This is a genomic window from Aeromonas sp. RU39B (assembly GCF_900156095.1).
In the GTDB taxonomy this organism is placed as follows: Bacteria; Pseudomonadota; Gammaproteobacteria; order Enterobacterales; family Aeromonadaceae; genus Aeromonas.
Map to the genome: position 1 here is coordinate 163627 of NZ_FTMJ01000003.1, position 16710 is coordinate 180336.

At 56.1% G+C, this 16710-nt stretch carries 13 protein-coding genes and 1 pseudogene; 6 read left to right on the plus strand and 8 right to left on the minus strand.

All coding sequences use genetic code 11. The annotated features are described in order from the left end of the window. Positions 1-16: 16 nt before the first annotated feature. From BW958_RS06030 to BW958_RS06040, 3 genes and pseudogenes are all read right to left on the minus strand, one after another. Positions 17-1054 carry an aldo/keto reductase gene (locus BW958_RS06030; protein WP_076574838.1) on the minus strand — a complete coding sequence of 346 codons (1038 nt, stop codon included), beginning with the start codon at positions 1052-1054 and terminating at the stop codon, positions 17-19. A 57-nt stretch (positions 1055-1111) separates the two neighbouring features. Further along, the gene (locus BW958_RS06035) at positions 1112-1681 is read right to left on the minus strand and encodes a TetR/AcrR family transcriptional regulator (RefSeq protein ID WP_076574839.1); all 570 of its coding nucleotides are present in this window, start codon (positions 1679-1681) and stop codon (positions 1112-1114) included. A 69-nt stretch (positions 1682-1750) separates the two neighbouring features. Continuing rightward, a pseudogene (locus BW958_RS06040) lies at positions 1751-2730 on the minus strand (IS30 family transposase). An 893-nt stretch (positions 2731-3623) separates the two neighbouring features. On the opposite strand from BW958_RS06040, the gene BW958_RS06045 reads away from it, so the two are divergent. After that, positions 3624-5678 (plus strand): methyl-accepting chemotaxis protein, encoded by a 2055-nt coding sequence (locus BW958_RS06045; protein ID WP_179078820.1) that lies wholly within the window; start codon positions 3624-3626, stop codon positions 5676-5678. A gap of 46 nt (positions 5679-5724) precedes the next feature. On the opposite strand, the gene BW958_RS06050 is transcribed toward BW958_RS06045, so the two are convergent. The 5 genes from BW958_RS06050 to BW958_RS06070 all read right to left on the minus strand — a co-directional run bounded on the left by BW958_RS06050 (position 5725) and on the right by BW958_RS06070 (position 12002). Next, a complete protein-coding gene (locus BW958_RS06050) occupies positions 5725-6315 on the minus strand; it encodes a sugar O-acetyltransferase (RefSeq protein WP_256701864.1) in 591 nt (196 codons plus the stop codon). A gap of 2 nt (positions 6316-6317) precedes the next feature. Beyond that, complete coding sequence (gene treC / locus BW958_RS06055) at positions 6318-7982, minus strand: alpha,alpha-phosphotrehalase (RefSeq protein ID WP_076574842.1); 1665 nt, start codon at positions 7980-7982, stop codon at positions 6318-6320. Between the two features lie 91 nt (positions 7983-8073). Next, positions 8074-9498 (minus strand): PTS trehalose transporter subunit IIBC, encoded by a 1425-nt coding sequence (treB, locus tag BW958_RS06060; protein ID WP_076574843.1) that lies wholly within the window; start codon positions 9496-9498, stop codon positions 8074-8076. 194 nt (positions 9499-9692) lie between these two features. Then, positions 9693-10634 carry a trehalose operon repressor TreR gene (gene treR, locus BW958_RS06065; RefSeq protein ID WP_076574844.1) on the minus strand — a complete coding sequence of 314 codons (942 nt, stop codon included), beginning with the start codon at positions 10632-10634 and terminating at the stop codon, positions 9693-9695. A gap of 66 nt (positions 10635-10700) precedes the next feature. Then, positions 10701-12002, minus strand: a complete 1302-nt coding sequence (locus BW958_RS06070; protein ID WP_076574845.1) for a PTS sugar transporter subunit IIC — start codon at positions 12000-12002, stop codon at positions 10701-10703. 242 nt (positions 12003-12244) lie between these two features. Here BW958_RS06070 and BW958_RS06075 point away from each other — a divergent pair, with 242 nt between their 5' ends. The 5 genes from BW958_RS06075 to BW958_RS06095 are packed head-to-tail and all read left to right on the plus strand — an operon-like array spanning position 12245 to position 16605. After that, positions 12245-12550 carry a PTS sugar transporter subunit IIB gene (locus BW958_RS06075; RefSeq protein WP_076574846.1) on the plus strand — a complete coding sequence of 102 codons (306 nt, stop codon included), beginning with the start codon at positions 12245-12247 and terminating at the stop codon, positions 12548-12550. 22 nt (positions 12551-12572) lie between these two features. Continuing rightward, positions 12573-13901 (plus strand): PTS sugar transporter subunit IIC, encoded by a 1329-nt coding sequence (locus tag BW958_RS06080; RefSeq protein WP_076574847.1) that lies wholly within the window; start codon positions 12573-12575, stop codon positions 13899-13901. Between the two features lie 47 nt (positions 13902-13948). After that, complete coding sequence (locus BW958_RS06085) at positions 13949-15331, plus strand: glycoside hydrolase family 1 protein (RefSeq protein WP_076574848.1); 1383 nt, start codon at positions 13949-13951, stop codon at positions 15329-15331. A gap of 33 nt (positions 15332-15364) precedes the next feature. After that, positions 15365-15676, plus strand: coding sequence for a PTS N,N'-diacetylchitobiose transporter subunit IIA (gene chbA / locus BW958_RS06090; protein WP_076574849.1), 312 nt, complete (start codon positions 15365-15367; stop codon positions 15674-15676). A gap of 14 nt (positions 15677-15690) precedes the next feature. Beyond that, on the plus strand, positions 15691-16605 hold the full coding sequence (locus BW958_RS06095; RefSeq protein ID WP_076574850.1) for an ROK family protein: 915 nt from the start codon (positions 15691-15693) through the stop codon (positions 16603-16605). Positions 16606-16710: the final 105 nt, after the last annotated feature.

The following is a 16710-nucleotide window of genomic DNA, read 5'->3' on the forward strand; positions in this document are numbered from 1 at the left end:
TTGTAAATAATGATTGTCAGCGGTTAGATACTTTTAATACCTGCGCAACAAGTTGGTCGAATGCATTGTCGATAAACCAGTTGGGGTATACAGGCATGAGTGCGGTTGTAACATCTAACTCAGCAATTTCGCTGGCAGATAGTTGCACATCAATAGCTTTGATATTGTCTTCTAGTTGTGAAAGCTTGCTTGAACCAATCAATATGTTGGTCACAGCCTGCTTAGATAACAGCCAAGCAATGGCGATTTGCGCGATACTGGCATTATGTCTTTCTGCCATTGGGCGCATTTGTTCAATGAGGCTATATCCAAGTTCTTTATTGGTAGGTAACACATCAAAACCAGATAGACGATCTGATGGATTCATGGCTGCATCCCGTAAATATTTCCCACTCAGAAAGCCTGCTGCGAGAGGACTCCAAACCGTTAAACCAAGCCCAAAATGTTTCATCATTGGGATCACATCGCGTTCAATATCGCGCCCGAGCAATGAATAGTTCATTTGCCCATGTGTAAATTGCGCCCAGCGGTTGGCTTTTTGCAGTTCTAGTGCGGCAGCCGCTTTCCATGCTGACCAGTTTGAAAAGCCCAAATATCGAACCTTTCCGGCCCGAACGATAGAATCCAACGCTTCCAGTGTTTCTTCCAGAGGAGTAAATGGATCTTCTCGGTGTACGATATAAACATCAATCCAGTCAGTTCCTAAACGCTTCAAACTTTGGTCAACAGACCAGTGAATATGTCGTTTTGATAAGCCGGATTGTGTTAATGCTGCACCTGTTCTGAATCCAACCTTAGTCGCAATCACCGCATCTGAACGCCGTTTTTTCAGTGCTGCACCAAGTAATATTTCAGATTCGCCATCAGCATAGGCATCCGCAGTATCAAAGAAATTGATACCCGCATCCAAAGCGGTACTGACTAACTCATTCGCTAAATCTGCACCAACCTTGTAAACCGATGCGATATCCTTATTACCTTGTGTAAATGCCATAGATCCAAAGGCGAGCCGAGAAACGATTAAACCTGTATTTCCAAGTTGAGAATATTGCATGATTTAATTCCTCACTTAAATATAACGCAAGTACTCACTCATTATTAATATAAAAATTTACCGTGTAAAACCTTCCCAAAGAACGTTAAAACCGGCGGTTTTATAGACTTCGCTTTGTTCTGTATTTTGTGCAGCAAACAACATAGTTGTATCAGCTAGAGCCATAAATATTGCGTCAGCAAATTCTTGTGGTAGAGAAGCAAGATGACCACTCGCTACACTGGCACTTGATATCTCATGAATTTCAGGAAGTAACTCCGCTACCTTTGCATGTGTCTGAGGCGTGATCCGGTCAGATACCAACAATTGTTTTAGTGTTTTAATGGCAGCCGGATTAGCAATACCCCATTCGATATAGCTGTTCCATAACGCATGCACCAGTTCGTTTAATGGCGCATTCTGACGACAGTTTTGTTTGAGAACATCACCAAGATTTTGCTTTATGTATAAATAGAGTTCATTCAGGAGGTCATCTTTCGTTGGGAAATAACGAAATAATGTTCCCTCCGCAACACCAGCCTGTTTTGATATTAATAACATTGCAGCACCAATGCCATGAGAAGCGATAATTTCTGCAGCGGCATTTAGCAGAGCAATTTGTTTATCTTCACTACGGGGGCGAGCCATTACGAAACCTCAATCAACAGTGAGTACGCACTCATTTTTCGTGCTATTTGAAATAAAGTCAAGTAGTTTTTATACCGTTGTGGACTCAACTTCGAAGTACAACATCCGGTTGAAAATCAGGCTGTTTTCAAGAAATTCATCAAAGACCAGCTGAGACTGTTTAAATCCCAAACATTTGCGAGGCCTGAAGTTCAGCCGCTTTTCGACAGCTGACAGTACCTCTGCTGTCACTACACTCAAATCACTGCCTTTGGGCACATATTGCCGCTGTAGACCATTGCTATTCTCATTCTGTCCCCGTTCCAATGCACTGTATGGATGGGCAAAGTACACCTGCGCCTCCAGCTCTGCGGCTACACGCTCATGTTCGACAAACTCGCTACCGTTGTCGGCTGTGATGGTATGGACATGTGCCTTGTAAGGTTTCAGCATGCTGATAATGGTGTCCGCCACCGCACTGGCCGTCTTGCTCGGGACATATTGAACTAGGTACAATCGACTCTTACACTCCAACAGACTGGCTATTGCACCACTGCCTTGCTTACCCAACATGGTATCAACTTCCCAATCCCCGACACGGCTGCGCTCATTGACTACCGCTGGGCGTTCATCAATCGATACCGGATTGGGAATGACGCTGCGTTTGCTATTCTTACCCTTGCGATGACGTTTATGCTCCTGACGCAGATGCCGGTATAGCGTGCCACCGTTGGCCTTGTCGCGTGCCACATAGCGATATATCCACTCGTGGCTGACTGGGCAGTCAATCATGTAACCAACGCCACTTCTCTGCTCGGGACTCCAATCCGCGGCCAGCGCCATGCGAACAAAGTCGATGGTATACGACGAGACAGAACGCTTCTGACTCGGCAACCGTCGTGTAAGTGGCAAGTTGGTGAGCCAGTTGCGGCTGATAGGCCTGCCCAGCACAATTACGACAAAGCTCACGACTGATAGTCGATGGATGAACCCCGAGCGGTTGCAATACGGGCCTGTGACACAGGGCGAGAGCGTGAACTTTTTGTTAAAAACAAGCAGATTTGAGTAATTAATAAGCATTTTTTGCTTGCAAGGTTCTCATTCAGCACCATCTAAAGCGTATCCATATTTTCGACATGCCGGTTTCAGCAAATTGCATAAGTATCGCTCGTACTGCCGTCTATTGAATTGTTCGGATTAGCTTAAATGTTAGGCAAATAGGTCACTTGGTAACACAAAACAACCAACACGCTAACACTGAGTTCACGCTCTCGCCCTGGCCTGTGACAGGTCATGGTCATGGTCACGGTCACGGTCACGGTCACGGTCACGGTCACGGAGGCAGGCAATCTGATATCGTAGCCCCTCTGTCAACTGCTGGTATTTCATGGTGTATCGCTTTGTTTCTTTGGCGAGAAGAAGCGTACCTGAACTGGTAGTTGACCGCTTCTCTCTTTATGCACCATGGGCATTGCACTTATTATCTGAACTCACGATGACCTAGAAACGTTAGCACAGATACTTTCAAAATAACCAATAAGTACATCGACTCTATGAAAAAACATTGCTAACGACTTGCCATTTAGCAAGTGGCGCTTGATGAAAATTCCTTTCATTTTTCCTTAGTAAATTCAATGTTTCTTGCCACCACAAAAAATTACCTCTATCAACTTCATCTTTTGGTCGACCAAGAATCGCCGTTTTTATCAAGATAATTCAGGTTAACACCTAAATAATTATTAAAAACCTCAACAGACTGAACTTGCACACACTTAAAATGGGCCGATTTTTCTCTGCTATACTTTATGACGTTGTGTCGCGTCGTATGGAATATTCTCACGGAGTGAATATGTTAAAATCGATAAAAACAAAAATAGCAGTATCAGCAGCCATTGGTGTTCTAATTACGGTTTTCGTTCTAGTCGTATTCAGTGTTTACTCATCAACCCAATCCAGCACCTTAGTGAGAAGCCAGGTTTCCGAGCTGGTCACCAAGATCACGCTGGACAAGATGATGAGCGTTGCCTCTGAATCGTCAAAGACCATAGCCCGAAAACTGGAAAAAGGGCTGCAAGCAGCCGAAACCCTCTCTAACGCAGCATCAGGACTGAAACAGACGGATGGCAGCAACACCGGCAGCATGATTGATCGCGTGGTGTTCAACACGATGTTGCAAAACGTGCTGCATGCCGACTCGGATCTCAACGGTGTTTACAGCTGCTGGGAACCCAATGCGTTTGACGGCCAGGATGCCGGCAATGCCAATGGGCAAAATGGCAGCAACCCGCAGACCGGCCGCTTCACCCCTTACTGGGTGCGTGACAACACCAATGGCAAGGTCACCGTGCAACCGCTGGTCGAATATGACTCACTGGAAGCCCATCCCAATGGCGTGAAGAAAGGCGCCTGGTTCCAGGTGCCCAAGGCCACTGCCAAACCAACCGTCACCGCGCCCCTGCCTTATGTGGTTCAGGGGCGCAATGTCTGGCTGGCAACCCTCTCAGCTCCGGTCATCGTCAACAACACCTTTCTCGGGGTGACCGGTACTGACTACGATCTGGAGTTCGTGCAGACCCTGAGTAAAAACGTGGCGCAATCGGTCTACAAAGATGCCGCCATCGTTCGCATCATCACCTCTGACGGCCTCTATATTGCCGATAGCAACGACCCGAAGAACATCGGTCAATCCATTCAGGGAGCCTCTGCCGGGTTTGGCCAGCGGGTGATGGCGCAGATCCAGAGCGGCGACGTCGGTTACTTTATCGATGAGTCCAATAACACCGTCAACGTGATTGCCCCCTTGATGCTGGGCAATACCGGTGTGCGTTGGGGCGTCACCATTACCCTTGATAAAAATCTGGTGCTAAGTGAAGTAGAAAAAATCACTGGCCAGATTGAAAGCAACAACAAGAAAGACGCCATGTGGTTGGTGGTGATTGGTCTTGCCGTTGCCATCATGGCCGTGTTTGGTCTGTTCCTGCTTGCCAGCAACCTCACCAAACCCATCATGAAGGCGGTGTCGATGGCCAAGGAAATAGCCAAAGGACACTTTGACCGCCGCCTTAATTACACCAGTGAAGATGAAGTGGGGCAGCTCTCTGTCGCCCTCGACAACATGGCGGTTATCCTCAAATCCCACGCTGACGTGGCGGAGAAAATTGCCAGCGGCAACCTCAACCAGTCGGTGTCGCTGGCTGCCGAAGATGACCAGCTGGGTCTGGCCCTCAAGCAGATGCTGCAGGATCTCAACCAGCTGGTCAGCGAGATCAAGGGGCGTGCCGACATCATCGGCAACAACTCTGATCTGGTGTCAGCCATGAGCCACGATCTGGCCAGCGGGGCTACCCAATCGGCCGCATCGGTCACGCAAATCAGCGCCACGGTGTCGCAGATTGCGCTGCAGATCCGGCAAAGTGCCAGCGGCGCTGACAAGGCCAGCAATATCTCTCTGGAGAGTGCCAAGTCGGCCAGCGCCGGTAACGAGCTGATGGAGGAGTTGCAGGTTGCCATGAACGAGATCGAGGCATCCGGTAACGACATCAACGAGTTTATCAAGGTCATTGAGTCGATTGCCGAGCAGACCAACCTGCTGGCCCTCAACGCCGCCATTGAAGCAGCTCGTGCTGGTGAGCAGGGACGCGGCTTTGCGGTGGTCGCCGATGAAGTGAGAAAACTGGCCGCTCGCAGCGCCGAAGCAGTGCAGCAAACCTCTTTGCTGGTCGGCGCCTCGAAAGATAAGACCCAGAAGGGGATTGCCCTCTCGGCACAAACCGCCGAAGCGTTGCAGCAGATCGTCAGCAACACCAACGCCGTTGCATCGCTGGTTGCCGAAATCTCATCCGCCTCAACCCAGCAGGCCGCCGGTGCCGATGAAGTGCAGGTGGGCATTCAGCAAATCGACGAGGTCTCACACCAAAACAGTCAGACCTCCGAAAAATGTGCCACTGCCTCGAACGAACTGGCGCAGCAGGCTTCCCAGCTCACCGCGCTGGTCGGCCGCTTTGTACTAAAACGCTAGGTGCCGTTTGCTTACGAACAAAGGGCAGGAACTTCCTGCCCTTTTGCTATGTGAGTCCGGCCAACTCTTCCGCCGTCATCAGCCGTAGCACCCGGCACGGGTTGCCTGCCGCGACCACATTGGCGGGAATATCCTTGGTCACGACCGAGCCAGCACCGATCACGCTGTTATCACCGATGGTGACGCCTGGGCAGATAACACTCGCGCCGCCGACCCAAACGTTATGCCCAATGCGAACCGGCTTGCCAAACTCTACCCCGGCAATGCGCGGCGCCACCGCCACCGGGTGAGCGGCGGTGTAGATCTGCACATTGGGCGCCAGCAGCACATTGTCACCGATATGCACTTCACACACGTCGAGGATGGTGCACCCCACGTTGGCGTAGAAGTTCTCACCGACAAAGATGTTACGGCCATAGTCGCAATAAAACGGCGGGTTGATGGCGCACTGCTCGCCCCGTTGCCCCAGCAACTCATCCAGCAGGGCATCGCGATCGCTGCGCTCCAGCCACTCGCTATTAAGGCGATGGGTCAGGCGCCGCGCCCGCTCGCGGGCAGCCGTCAGCGCTGGGGCGCCCGCATCATAGGGATCGCCCGCCACCATTTTCTGCCACTCGGTGCCTCGCTGCTCGCTCATCATCACTCCTCCATCAACCACATCAGTGATTCATAGGGACGCAGTGTCACCGATTGCGGGCTGGCCGGGCAATCGGGATAGTTTCCGATCAGCAGTTTGCCACACCCAACCGGCAGCGATGCGGGCAAAACAAACTCTGCCGGCTCGCCGTAGAAATTGCTCACCACCAGCAAGGTCTGCCCAGCGCTGCGTCGGCAATAGGCCCACAGCTGCGGGTGCCCCGGTAACAACTCCTGATAATCGCCATCGGTGAGCACCGGGTATTGCTTGCGCAGCCGAATCAGGTCGCGGTAGTGCCAAAATACCGAGTCGCTGTCGGCCAGCGCAGACTCGACGTTAATCTTCGGGTAGTTGCTCGCCGGTGCCAGCCAGGGGGTTGCCTTACTGAATCCGGCATTGGGTTCGGCACTCCACTGCATCGGGGTGCGCGAGTTGTCGCGGGATTTGGCCGCCAGAATGGCGAGGATCTCCGCCTCCCCCATCCCTTCGGCCAGCTTGATGGCGTGGATATTGCGACTCTCCACATCCTGATATTGCTCGATAATGCGGTAACCGGGATTGGTCATGCCAATCTCCTCCCCCTGATAGATATAGGGGGTGCCTTGCAAGCCATGCAGGGTGGTGGCCAGCATCTTGGCCGACACCACTCGGTGCTCGCCCTCGTCACCAAAGCGCGAGACGATGCGCGGCTGATCATGGTTACACCAAAACAGGGCCGACCAAGCCTGATTGTGCATGCCGCACTGCCAATGGTTGAAGATGCGCTTGAGCTCGAGAAAATCGAACGTCGCCCGGCTCCACTTCTCCCCGTTGGGATAATCCACCTTGAGATGGTGGAAATTAAAGACCATGGAGAGCTCGGAGCCATCGAGCGCACCATAACGGCGGCAGTGTTCAAGGGTGGTCGATGACATCTCCCCGACCGTCATGGCCCCCACCGGGGCAAATACCTCACGGGAGAGATCCGACAAAAACGCGTGGATACGTGGCCCGTCGGTATAAAAACGGCGCCCGTCGCCCAGTTCGTCATGGGGAAAGGTCTGATCTTTGGAGATGAGATTGATGACATCGAGCCGAAAACCATCGACGCCTTTATTGGCCCAGAAATGAATAATCGAGGTGACCTCAGCCCGCACGGCCGGGTTCTCCCAGTTGAGATCGGCCTGCTCTCGGGCAAACAGGTGCAGATAATATTGGCCGGTGGCGGGGTCGAACTCCCACGCTGGTCCCCCGAATTTGGATTGCCAGTTGTTTGGTGCTTCCCCTGCCAGCGGATCGCGCCAGATGTAGTAGTCGCGATAAGGGCTCTCTTTGTTGCCCAGGGCTGATTTGAACCAGGCGTGCTCGGTCGAGGTGTGGTTGACCACGATATCCATGATAAGGCGGATCCCCCGCTCATGGGCCGCCGCCAGCAGCGCATCAAAATCGGCCATGCTGCCGTAGGCCGGATCGATGGCGGTGTAATCGGCAATGTCATAACCATTATCGACCTGCGGCGAGAGATAGACGGGGGTCAGCCAGATGGCATCAACGCCGAGCAGTTTGAGATAGTCGAGCCGCCGGGTAATTCCCTTCAGATCGCCGGTGCCACGGGCGCCGGAGTCTTGAAAACTCTTGGGATAGATCTGGTAAATCACGGCAGATTGCCACCAGGGAGTCTGGCTCATGGGTCGTTCTCTTTGTGTTGCAAGGGGTCGCTTGCGACCCCGGATAAAATGATAATCAGGAGGTCGCCAGCGACCCCGGATAAGATGATGATCAGGAAGCCGATACGGCCAGCAAGCCCTGTGCCTGACGGCGGCGGTAGAGCAGCATGGTCAGCGCCATCGGCACCGCAATGGCCACCAGCATGGCCAGGGAATAGATGCCCCAAAATTGCGGCTGGATAGAGAGAATGCCAGGCAGACCGCCAACACCGATGCCATTGGCCAACACGCCGGACAGCCCGCAGATAATGGCGGCCAGGCAGGAGCCGACCATGGCGCACAACATGGGGAATTTGTAGCGCAGGTTGATGCCGTACATGGCGGGCTCCGTCACCCCGAGGTAGGCCGAGATAGCGGCCGGCACCGAGATCTCCCGCTCGTTATCACGCCGGCTGACCAGAATGATGCCCACCACGGCAGAGGCTTGGGCAATATTGGACAGGGCAATCAGCGGCCAAATCGGGGTTCCTCCCATGCTCTGCATCAACTGCAGATCCACCGCGTTGGTGGTGTGGTGAATACCGGTGATAACCAACGGGGCATAGAGAAACCCGAACAGCGCCGCACCGATGGGGGCAAACGAGCCGGTCATGGCAGCCTTGGCCGCCCAGGCCACCCCGTCACCTAACCAGCGACCAAACGGACCGATCAGGGTATGCGCCAAGATAACGGCCAGCAGCAGCGAGACAAACGGCACCACTACCAGATAGAGATAAGCGGGCACGATGCGCTTGAGGCTGGTCTCAATCCAGGCCAGTGCTACACCGGCCAGCAGCGCCGGGATCACCTGTGCCTGATAGCCCACTTTTTCGATGGCAAACAGGCCGAAATTCCACACCTCGGGCGCTTGCTGTCCGATGAGGTAGGCGTTCATCAACTGCGGCGACACCAGCGTGATGCCGAGCACGATGCCGAGAATTTCGGCCCCGCCCATCTTCTTGACCGCCGACCAGCAGACGCCCACCGGCAGGAAGTGGAAGATAGCCTCGCCAATCAGCCACAGGAACGAGTGCACCTGGGCCCAGAACTGGCTGATCTCGGTGAGCGACTTGCCATCGAACATCTTGATGTCACCGATGACATTACGAAAACCCAGGATCAGACCGCCGGTGATAATGGCCGGCAGCAAGGGCACGAAGATCTCCGCCAGATGAGAGATACCACGTTCCAGCGGATTCATGTTCTGACGGGCCGCCTGCTTGGCGGCATCCTTGCTGGCACCACTCACACCAATCTCTTCGGTCAGCGCCTTGTACCACTCATCGACCTCGTTGCCGATGACCACCTGAAACTGGCCGGCATTGGTAAAACAGCCCTTCACGCCGGGGATCGCCTCGATGGCCTTGGCATCTGCCCGGCTCGGTTCGTTCAGCACAAAACGCAGCCGTGTCAGGCAGTGGCTGACGGTCGCGATATTCTCCTTGCCACCGATCTGCTCGATCAGCCGGCTCAGGCTCTTGCGGGGAATCTGGGTCATGGTGTCATTCCTGTGATGGCCCGGAGGGTTACAAAGATGCGCTGATGGTGAACAGCACATCTTCATCCTGTGGGTCTGCCGATATTGGGATCGTTCCCATTTACCATGCGTCAGAGTGCACCTTCGATCAATGGGAACGTTCCCATTTTTTAATCCAGCTCACAATTCACTCAAACATCGACGTGGTGAAACCCTTACCGGCTGGCGGCGATGGTGGCTTGGGGCGGTTCACCCCGCTCAATCTGATCGAGCAACTGGCTGGCGGCCTGAGCTCCGGCCCGCTTGTAGCCCAGATCGAGACTGCGCGCATTGGCAAACAGGAAGGTCAATAGCGGATTGTTACCCAGCCCGGTAACCAGCACGTCGCTGCGCCCCTGCTCCTGCAGATATTTGGCGGCGCCCAGCGCCAGGGTATCGCTGGCGCAAACCAACGCCTGGGTGGTGGGGCTAAGCAAGGTCGCGGCCAGACGATAGCCGCTCTGGTGCGACAGGTCGCCAAGCGCCAGTCGGGGAGTGAGATGATGACGAGCGCAGGCCGCCAGATAGGCATCACGGCGCCGGGCACCGGTGGTGAGATCGCCCGGCTCCACACCGATAAAGGCCAGCTCGCGCAAACCATCGGCCAGCAGCCCCTCCACCATGGCGTGAATCGCGCCCTCGTCATCAAAGCAGACCGAGGAGAAACCGGGCGCTTCACGCGCTACCAGCACCAGACGTTCACGCAGAGGTGCCATCGCCTCATAATCGAGATCGTTGAAAGCAAACAGAATGATGCCATCAACACCGCGCCGCTCGAGCACCGCCAGGTGTTCACTCACCTTGGCCGGTTCAAATTTGCTCTCCATCAGCACAGCGTCATAACCCGAGGCATAGAGGGTTTCCAGCATGCCGCGCACCGCTTGATTTTCCGAGCCGGAATCGAGGCGCGAGACGATGATACCCACCACCTTCTGGCTCTGGCTGCGCATGGCACGCGCCGACTTGCTCGGGGTGAAATCATGCTCGGCAATCAGTTGCTCTATCCGAGCACGGGTCTCTTCCCGCACCTTGGGATCGCGGTTAAGTACCCGCGAGACCGTCGATTTGCCCACCCCGGCCAGACGGGCGATATCGAGAATAGTCAGCTTCTTTTCCATGGCGCACCCACACAACCCAAGACGCCACATTGTTGTAATTCAACCGGATAAAGACAAGGGAAACCCTTAAACGGCCGCCCGCCGCCGCGCCTCCTGGGCCAGCAGTTGCCGCTCATGGGCCAAAAAGAAGGGGCGATAGAGCACGAAGCTGTTGAGGATGCACACCAGTGCCATCAGCAGATTGCTCCAACTGCCGTTGGCCGCCCAGGCTGCGCCAAGTGGCGCCGGCATCGACCAGGGCAGCAGGGCCACGAAGCGATCCAGATAACCCCACTCAGTCATCAGCCAAGCCAGTGTGCCATTGACCAGCGGCACCCCAACAAACGGCAAAAAGAACAGTGGATTCATGATGATGGGAAAGCCAAACAAGATGGGCTCATTGATGTTGAACAGCGACGGGATCAACCCCAGCCGCCCCACCGAGTTGAGCGCCAGACTGCGGCTTTTCAGGGCCATGTAGACCAGCGGCAGGGTCGAGCCAATCCCGCCAATCAGCAGGTAATAATCCCAAAATCCCTGCACGAAGATGTGTGGTAATGCTTGACCCGCCATCAAGGCTTCCTGATTGGCACTGATACCCGCCATCCAGAAAGGTGACAGCAAGCCGGTGACGATCAGGGCGCCGTGAACGCCGATAAACCAGAGTAGATGCGCCACCAGCAGGGCAATCAATACCGCCGGCAGGGTATCGGCACTGGTAATCACCGGTTGAAACAACAGCCCCAGTAATTCCGGCAGCGTAATACCAAAATGGTGCTCCAGCCAAAAGCGCAACAGACTTAGCGAGAGCATGATAAACAGCAGCGGCACAATCAGGGCAAAGCCGCGCCGGGTCATGAGCGGCACTTCGGTCGGCAGTGTAATGCACCAATTGCGCCGATAAAAAAACCGGATCACTTCGACTGCATAGATGGCCGCAATCAGAGCGGTAAACACCCCGAGGCCACCGAGATAACCGGCCACGCCGCTGGGTTGGGTGCGAAAATCGATCAGCATCAGAAACGACAGGCAGCCGCACAAACCGCAGAGGCGCTCGGGCATCTCATAGGCTTTGGCCAGACTGGCCGCCGAGCCAAACGCGATAATCAGCGCCACCAATCCGGCGGTGTGGGTGTACACCGGATAGAGCCAGGGCACCAGAGTGCGCGACAGCTCGCGCAGAGCAATCGCCCAAGGGTGGGTGTTTTCCGGCGAAATGGGCGGAAACAGCAAAGGCACCAGCAGGCTGCCGACGATGATAAAGGGCATCGCCAGTTGGAACCCATCGCGCAACGCCAGCACGTGCCGACTGCCGGTCAACCAGTTGGCCAGCGGTACCATGCGCTGTTCGACGATGCTGACCAGCACCCCCATGACCTGCATGTTCATTGCGTTTTCCTGTCCCTCCCTGGCTTGGATGCAACCATTTTGCCCGGTTTCACCCAAACAATCCGTTTCCACCTGCAATCATCTCCCATTTTCTCAAGAGCGATCACAGTTCCTGCCTAATCGCCACCGGAAAGCGCGCCGACGATCACAGAACCAGAGGAAACACCATGGAAACCGGTTTCCATTTCAAGTCCATCGTTTCACAATCTGCTCGTCCGTCACCACCTCTGGAGATTACGTAGATGAACAAGATCATGCTGTGCTGTTCCTCCGGCATGTCCACCAGCCTGCTGGTGCGCAAGATGAAGGAAGAGGCGCAAAAGCGCGGGCTGCCGGTGGAGATCGATGCCTATGGTGCCAGCGAATTTGACGAGCAGATGCCCCACTACCAGGTGGTGCTGCTAGGTCCCCAGGTGAAGTACATGCAGGCCGAGCTGGCCGAACGTGCCTCCCCGCTCGGGATCCCGGTAGCAATCATCAACATGATGGATTACGGCATGCAGCGCGGTGACAAGGTGCTGGATCACGCCCTCTCCCTGATCAACTGACCTTTGGCATAAGGAAACTGCCATGAATACCGTTTACGACCGCTTTGTCACTCTGATCGAACAACAGGTGAGCCCGTTGGCCGGGCGTCTTGGCCAGCAAAAATACATTCAGGCTATCCGTGACGGCTTTATTGCCGCCCTGCCTTTCATGATCGTCGGCAGCTTTATGCTGGTGTTTATCTTTCCGCCCTTCTCACCGGATACCCAGTGGGGATTTGCCCGGGCCTGGCTCGACTTCTCGGCTAAATACCAGCCGCAGTTGTTGCTGCCATTCCAGCTCAGCATGGGCTTGATGACCCTGTTTATTTCGGTGGGCATTGGTGCCAGTCTGGCACGCCTCAACGGCCTTGACCCGGTGACCACTGGCCTGCTCTGCCTGATGGCCTTCATGTTGGTGGCGGCGCCGGTCAAGGATGGCTCTATCTCGATGCAGTACTTCTCGGGCCAGGGGATCTTCACCGCCCTGCTGACGGCTATCTATGCCAGCGAGATGTATGCCTTCCTCAAGCGCAACAACATCACCATCAAGTTGCCACCGCAAGTGCCAACCGGGGTGGCCCGTTCGTTTGAAGTGTTGATCCCGGTGCTGGTGATCATCCTCACCCTGCATCCGCTCAATCTGCTGGTTGAGAGCAGCACTGGCATGATCCTGCCGCAAGCCATCATGTCGCTGGTCAAGCCGTTGGTGGCCGCCTCCGACAGCCTGCCGGCCATGCTGCTGGCGATTCTGGTGTGCCAGATCCTCTGGTTTGCCGGGATCCACGGTGCCCTGATTGTCACCGGCATCATGAACCCGTTCTGGATGGCCAACCTCGCCGTCAACCAGGCCGCCATGGCCGCCGGCGAGCCGTTGCCGCACATCTTCCTGCAAGGCTTCTGGGATCACTATCTGCTGATCGGTGGCGTGGGCTCCACCCTGCCGCTCGCCTTCCTGCTGCTGCGCAGCAAGGCAGCGCACCTGCGCTCTATCGGCAAGATGGGCATAGTGCCGGGCTTCTTTAACATCAACGAACCGATCCTGTTTGGTGCTCCCATCATCATGAACCCGGTGTTCTTCCTGCCGTTCCTGCTGGTGCCGATGATCAACGCCACCTTCGCCTGGTTTGCCCTCGACTTCGGTCTGGTGGAACGGGTGGTGTCGCTCACTCCGTGGACCACGCCGGGCCCCATCGGCGCCTCCTGGGCAGCCAACTGGGCCGTCAGTCCGCTGATCCTGAGCCTGCTGTGCATGTGCAGTGCTGCCGCCATGTACTACCCCTTCCTCAAGGCGTATGAGCGCACCCTGCTCAAGCAAGAAGTGGAAGAGAAACAGAGTGCTCGCGGTGATCTGGCCGCTGCGGCTGCCCGCTAACCCATGAACCGGGCCGCCTGACGGCGGCCCGACAGGAGACAACGATCATGCAGTACCGTTTTCCCGACAACTTCTGGTGGGGCAGTGCCTCCTCCGCGGCTCAGTCCGAAGGATCGAGCCTGACCGGTGGCAAGACTCCAACCACCTGGGATCACTGGTTCGCCCTTGAGCCACACCGCTTCCATCAGCAGGTCGGGCCGGCCGATACCTCCGGTTTCTACCAGCACTTTCGCGACGACATCGCACTGCTGGCCGAGCTTGGACACAACACCTTCCGCACCTCGATTGCCTGGTCGCGGTTGATTCCGGAAGGTCGTGGCGAGCCCAACCCGGAGGCGGTCGATTTTTATAACGCCATGCTCGACGAACTGCTGGCCCGGGGTATTACCCCTTTCATCTGCCTCTATCACTTCGATATGCCGATGGCAATGCAGGCGCTGGGAGGCTGGGAGAGTCGTGAGGTCGTGGCTGCCTATGCCGAGTATGCCGCCACCTGTTTCCGGCTATTTGGCGCCAAGGTCAAACACTGGTTCACCTTCAACGAGCCGATTGTGCCGGTCGAAGGGGGCTATCTGTATGACTTCCACTACCCCAACGTGCTGGACTTTCGCCGTGCCGCCAGCGTGGCCTACCACACCATGCTGGCTCACGCCGCAGCGGTGCGTGCATTTCGCGCCATGGGTGGTGAGGGGCAGATAGGCATCATCCTGAACCTGACGCCCTCCTACCCGCGTTCGCAGCATCCGGCTGATGTAAAAGCGGCTCATCTGGCGGACCTGTTCTTTAACCGCAGCTTCCTCGACCCGGCGGTGCGCGGTGAATACCCGGCCGATCTGGTGGCGCTGCTGCGCGAATATGACCAGCTGCCACAGGTGCAAGAGGGCGATCGCTCGCTGCTTGCCGATGGGCGCATCGACCTGCTGGGGGTGAACTATTACCAGCCACGCCGGGTCAAGGCCCGCCTTGAGGCAGTCAATCCGGCCAGCCCGTTTCTGCCGGAGTGGTTCTTCGACAGCTACGAGATGCCGGGTCGCAAGATGAACCCGCACCGCGGCTGGGAGATCTACGAAAAGGGGATCTACGACATCCTGATCAACCTGCGCGACAACTACGGCAACCTGCCCTGCTACATCTCGGAAAACGGCATGGGTGTCGAAGGCGAGGAGAAGTTCCTAGGAGATTCCGGTCGCATCGAGGATGACTACCGCATCGATTTTATCCGCGGTCATCTCGGTTGGCTGCACAAGGGGATCAGCGAAGGGTGCCAGTGCCTTGGCTATCACCTGTGGACCTTTATCGACAACTGGTCCTGGTGCAATGCCTACAAAAATCGCTATGGCTTTGTGCGACTCGATCTCGCCAGCGGCGAGCGCCGCATCAAGAAAAGTGGCCAGTGGTTTGCCGAAACAGCCCGTCGCGGCGGTTTCTAAGCCCGGCAATAACAGCAGTAAAGGAAGGACAGCATGTTTGATCTCGAAGAAACCGTGATGGGCATCATTATCAACGCCGGTCAGGCTCGCAGCCTCTGCTACGAGGCACTGCACTGCGCCAAGAAAGGCCAGTTCAGCGAGGCTGATGACCTGTTGCGTCAAGCTAACGAGGCGACCCGTGAAGCCCATGCGGTGCAGACCCGGTTGATTGAGGCTGACCAGGGAACCGGTCAGATCCAGGTCAGCCTGGTGCTGGTGCACGCTCAGGATCACCTGATGACCTCCATGCTAGCCAAAGAGCTGGTGTGCGAGCTAATTGAACTCTATCGCCGTCAGGCAGCCTGAGGCGGGAGCGCGGCATGTTGCGACTGGGACTGGATATCGGCGGCACCAAGATGGAAGGCATTCTGCTTGATGCCGCCGGCCACGAACTGATGCGCCGACGCATCCCGACGCCGCAGGGTTATCAGGCGTTTCTGGGCGGCGTGAGCGAGTTCGTGAACAGCTTTCTGGCGCAAGCCGGCGAGCCGGCCACTGTCGGCATCGGCCTGCCGGGTGCCGAGCGGCGTGACAACCGCCTGATTAAAAACGCCAACTGCCTGTTTCTCAATGGTCAGTCACTGCGTCATGACCTGGAAGAGCGGCTCGGCCAACCGGTGTGGCTCGCCAACGATGCCGACTGCTTCACTCTGTCGGAGGCACGTGATGGCGCCGGGACAGGCAACCGGGTGGTGTTTGGCGTGATCCTCGGCACCGGTTGCGGCGGCGGTATCGTGGTGGATAACCGCTTGCTGGGGGGCCCCAACGCTCTGACCGGCGAGTGGGGACACAATCCACTGCCCGGTTATGACCCGAGCTATGACGGCGCCGAGCAGACCTGCTACTGCGGACGCAGCAACTGCATCGAGCGCTTTGTCTCGGGCACCGGTTTTGCCGTGCGCTTTGCCGCCCGTTATGGCTCGGCACTGAGCGCACCGGCGATTCTGGCTGCGGCGGCCAGTGGTGATGCCTGCGCCGAGGCGCACTATGCCCACTTTGTCGATGCGCTGGCTCGCAGTCTGGCCAGCGTCATCAACCTGCTCGACCCGGATGTGATCGTCTTCGGTGGCGGGCTCTCCAATCTGGAGAGTCTCTATCAGGATCTCGCACTGGCAGTACCGAACTGGGTGTTCGGCGAGCAGTGCCGCACTCGCCTGCTGCCGGCCCGTCACGGCGACAGCAGCGGGGTACGCGGCGCAGCCTGGCTACCTGAGTTACACCCCATGCCAGGCTGATAGGTCACTCATTCACAGTCATCCCTCCACGTGCCGCCGTTTGGCTCGTGCGGGTGACTGTTGCCAGAAAACGGCCGGAAGTTGGCCGAATAGAAGTAGTAAAAG

Coding starts and splice junctions, on each gene's coding strand:
- treR (WP_076574844.1), bottom strand. CDS start 10,634: ATGGAAAAGAAGCTGACTATTCTCGATATCGCCCGTCTGGCCGGGGTG.
- BW958_RS06050 (WP_256701864.1), bottom strand. CDS start 6,315: ATGAGCGAGCAGCGAGGCACCGAGTGGCAGAAAATGGTGGCGGGCGAT.
- BW958_RS06080 (WP_076574847.1), top strand. CDS start 12,573: ATGAATACCGTTTACGACCGCTTTGTCACTCTGATCGAACAACAGGTG.
- treC (WP_076574842.1), bottom strand. CDS start 7,982: ATGAGCCAGACTCCCTGGTGGCAATCTGCCGTGATTTACCAGATCTAT.
- BW958_RS06095 (WP_076574850.1), top strand. CDS start 15,691: ATGTTGCGACTGGGACTGGATATCGGCGGCACCAAGATGGAAGGCATT.
- BW958_RS06070 (WP_076574845.1), bottom strand. CDS start 12,002: ATGAACATGCAGGTCATGGGGGTGCTGGTCAGCATCGTCGAACAGCGC.
- BW958_RS06085 (WP_076574848.1), top strand. CDS start 13,949: ATGCAGTACCGTTTTCCCGACAACTTCTGGTGGGGCAGTGCCTCCTCC.
- chbA (WP_076574849.1), top strand. CDS start 15,365: ATGTTTGATCTCGAAGAAACCGTGATGGGCATCATTATCAACGCCGGT.
- BW958_RS06030 (WP_076574838.1), bottom strand. CDS start 1,054: ATGCAATATTCTCAACTTGGAAATACAGGTTTAATCGTTTCTCGGCTC.
- treB (WP_076574843.1), bottom strand. CDS start 9,498: ATGACCCAGATTCCCCGCAAGAGCCTGAGCCGGCTGATCGAGCAGATC.
- BW958_RS06035 (WP_076574839.1), bottom strand. CDS start 1,681: ATGGCTCGCCCCCGTAGTGAAGATAAACAAATTGCTCTGCTAAATGCC.
- BW958_RS06075 (WP_076574846.1), top strand. CDS start 12,245: ATGAACAAGATCATGCTGTGCTGTTCCTCCGGCATGTCCACCAGCCTG.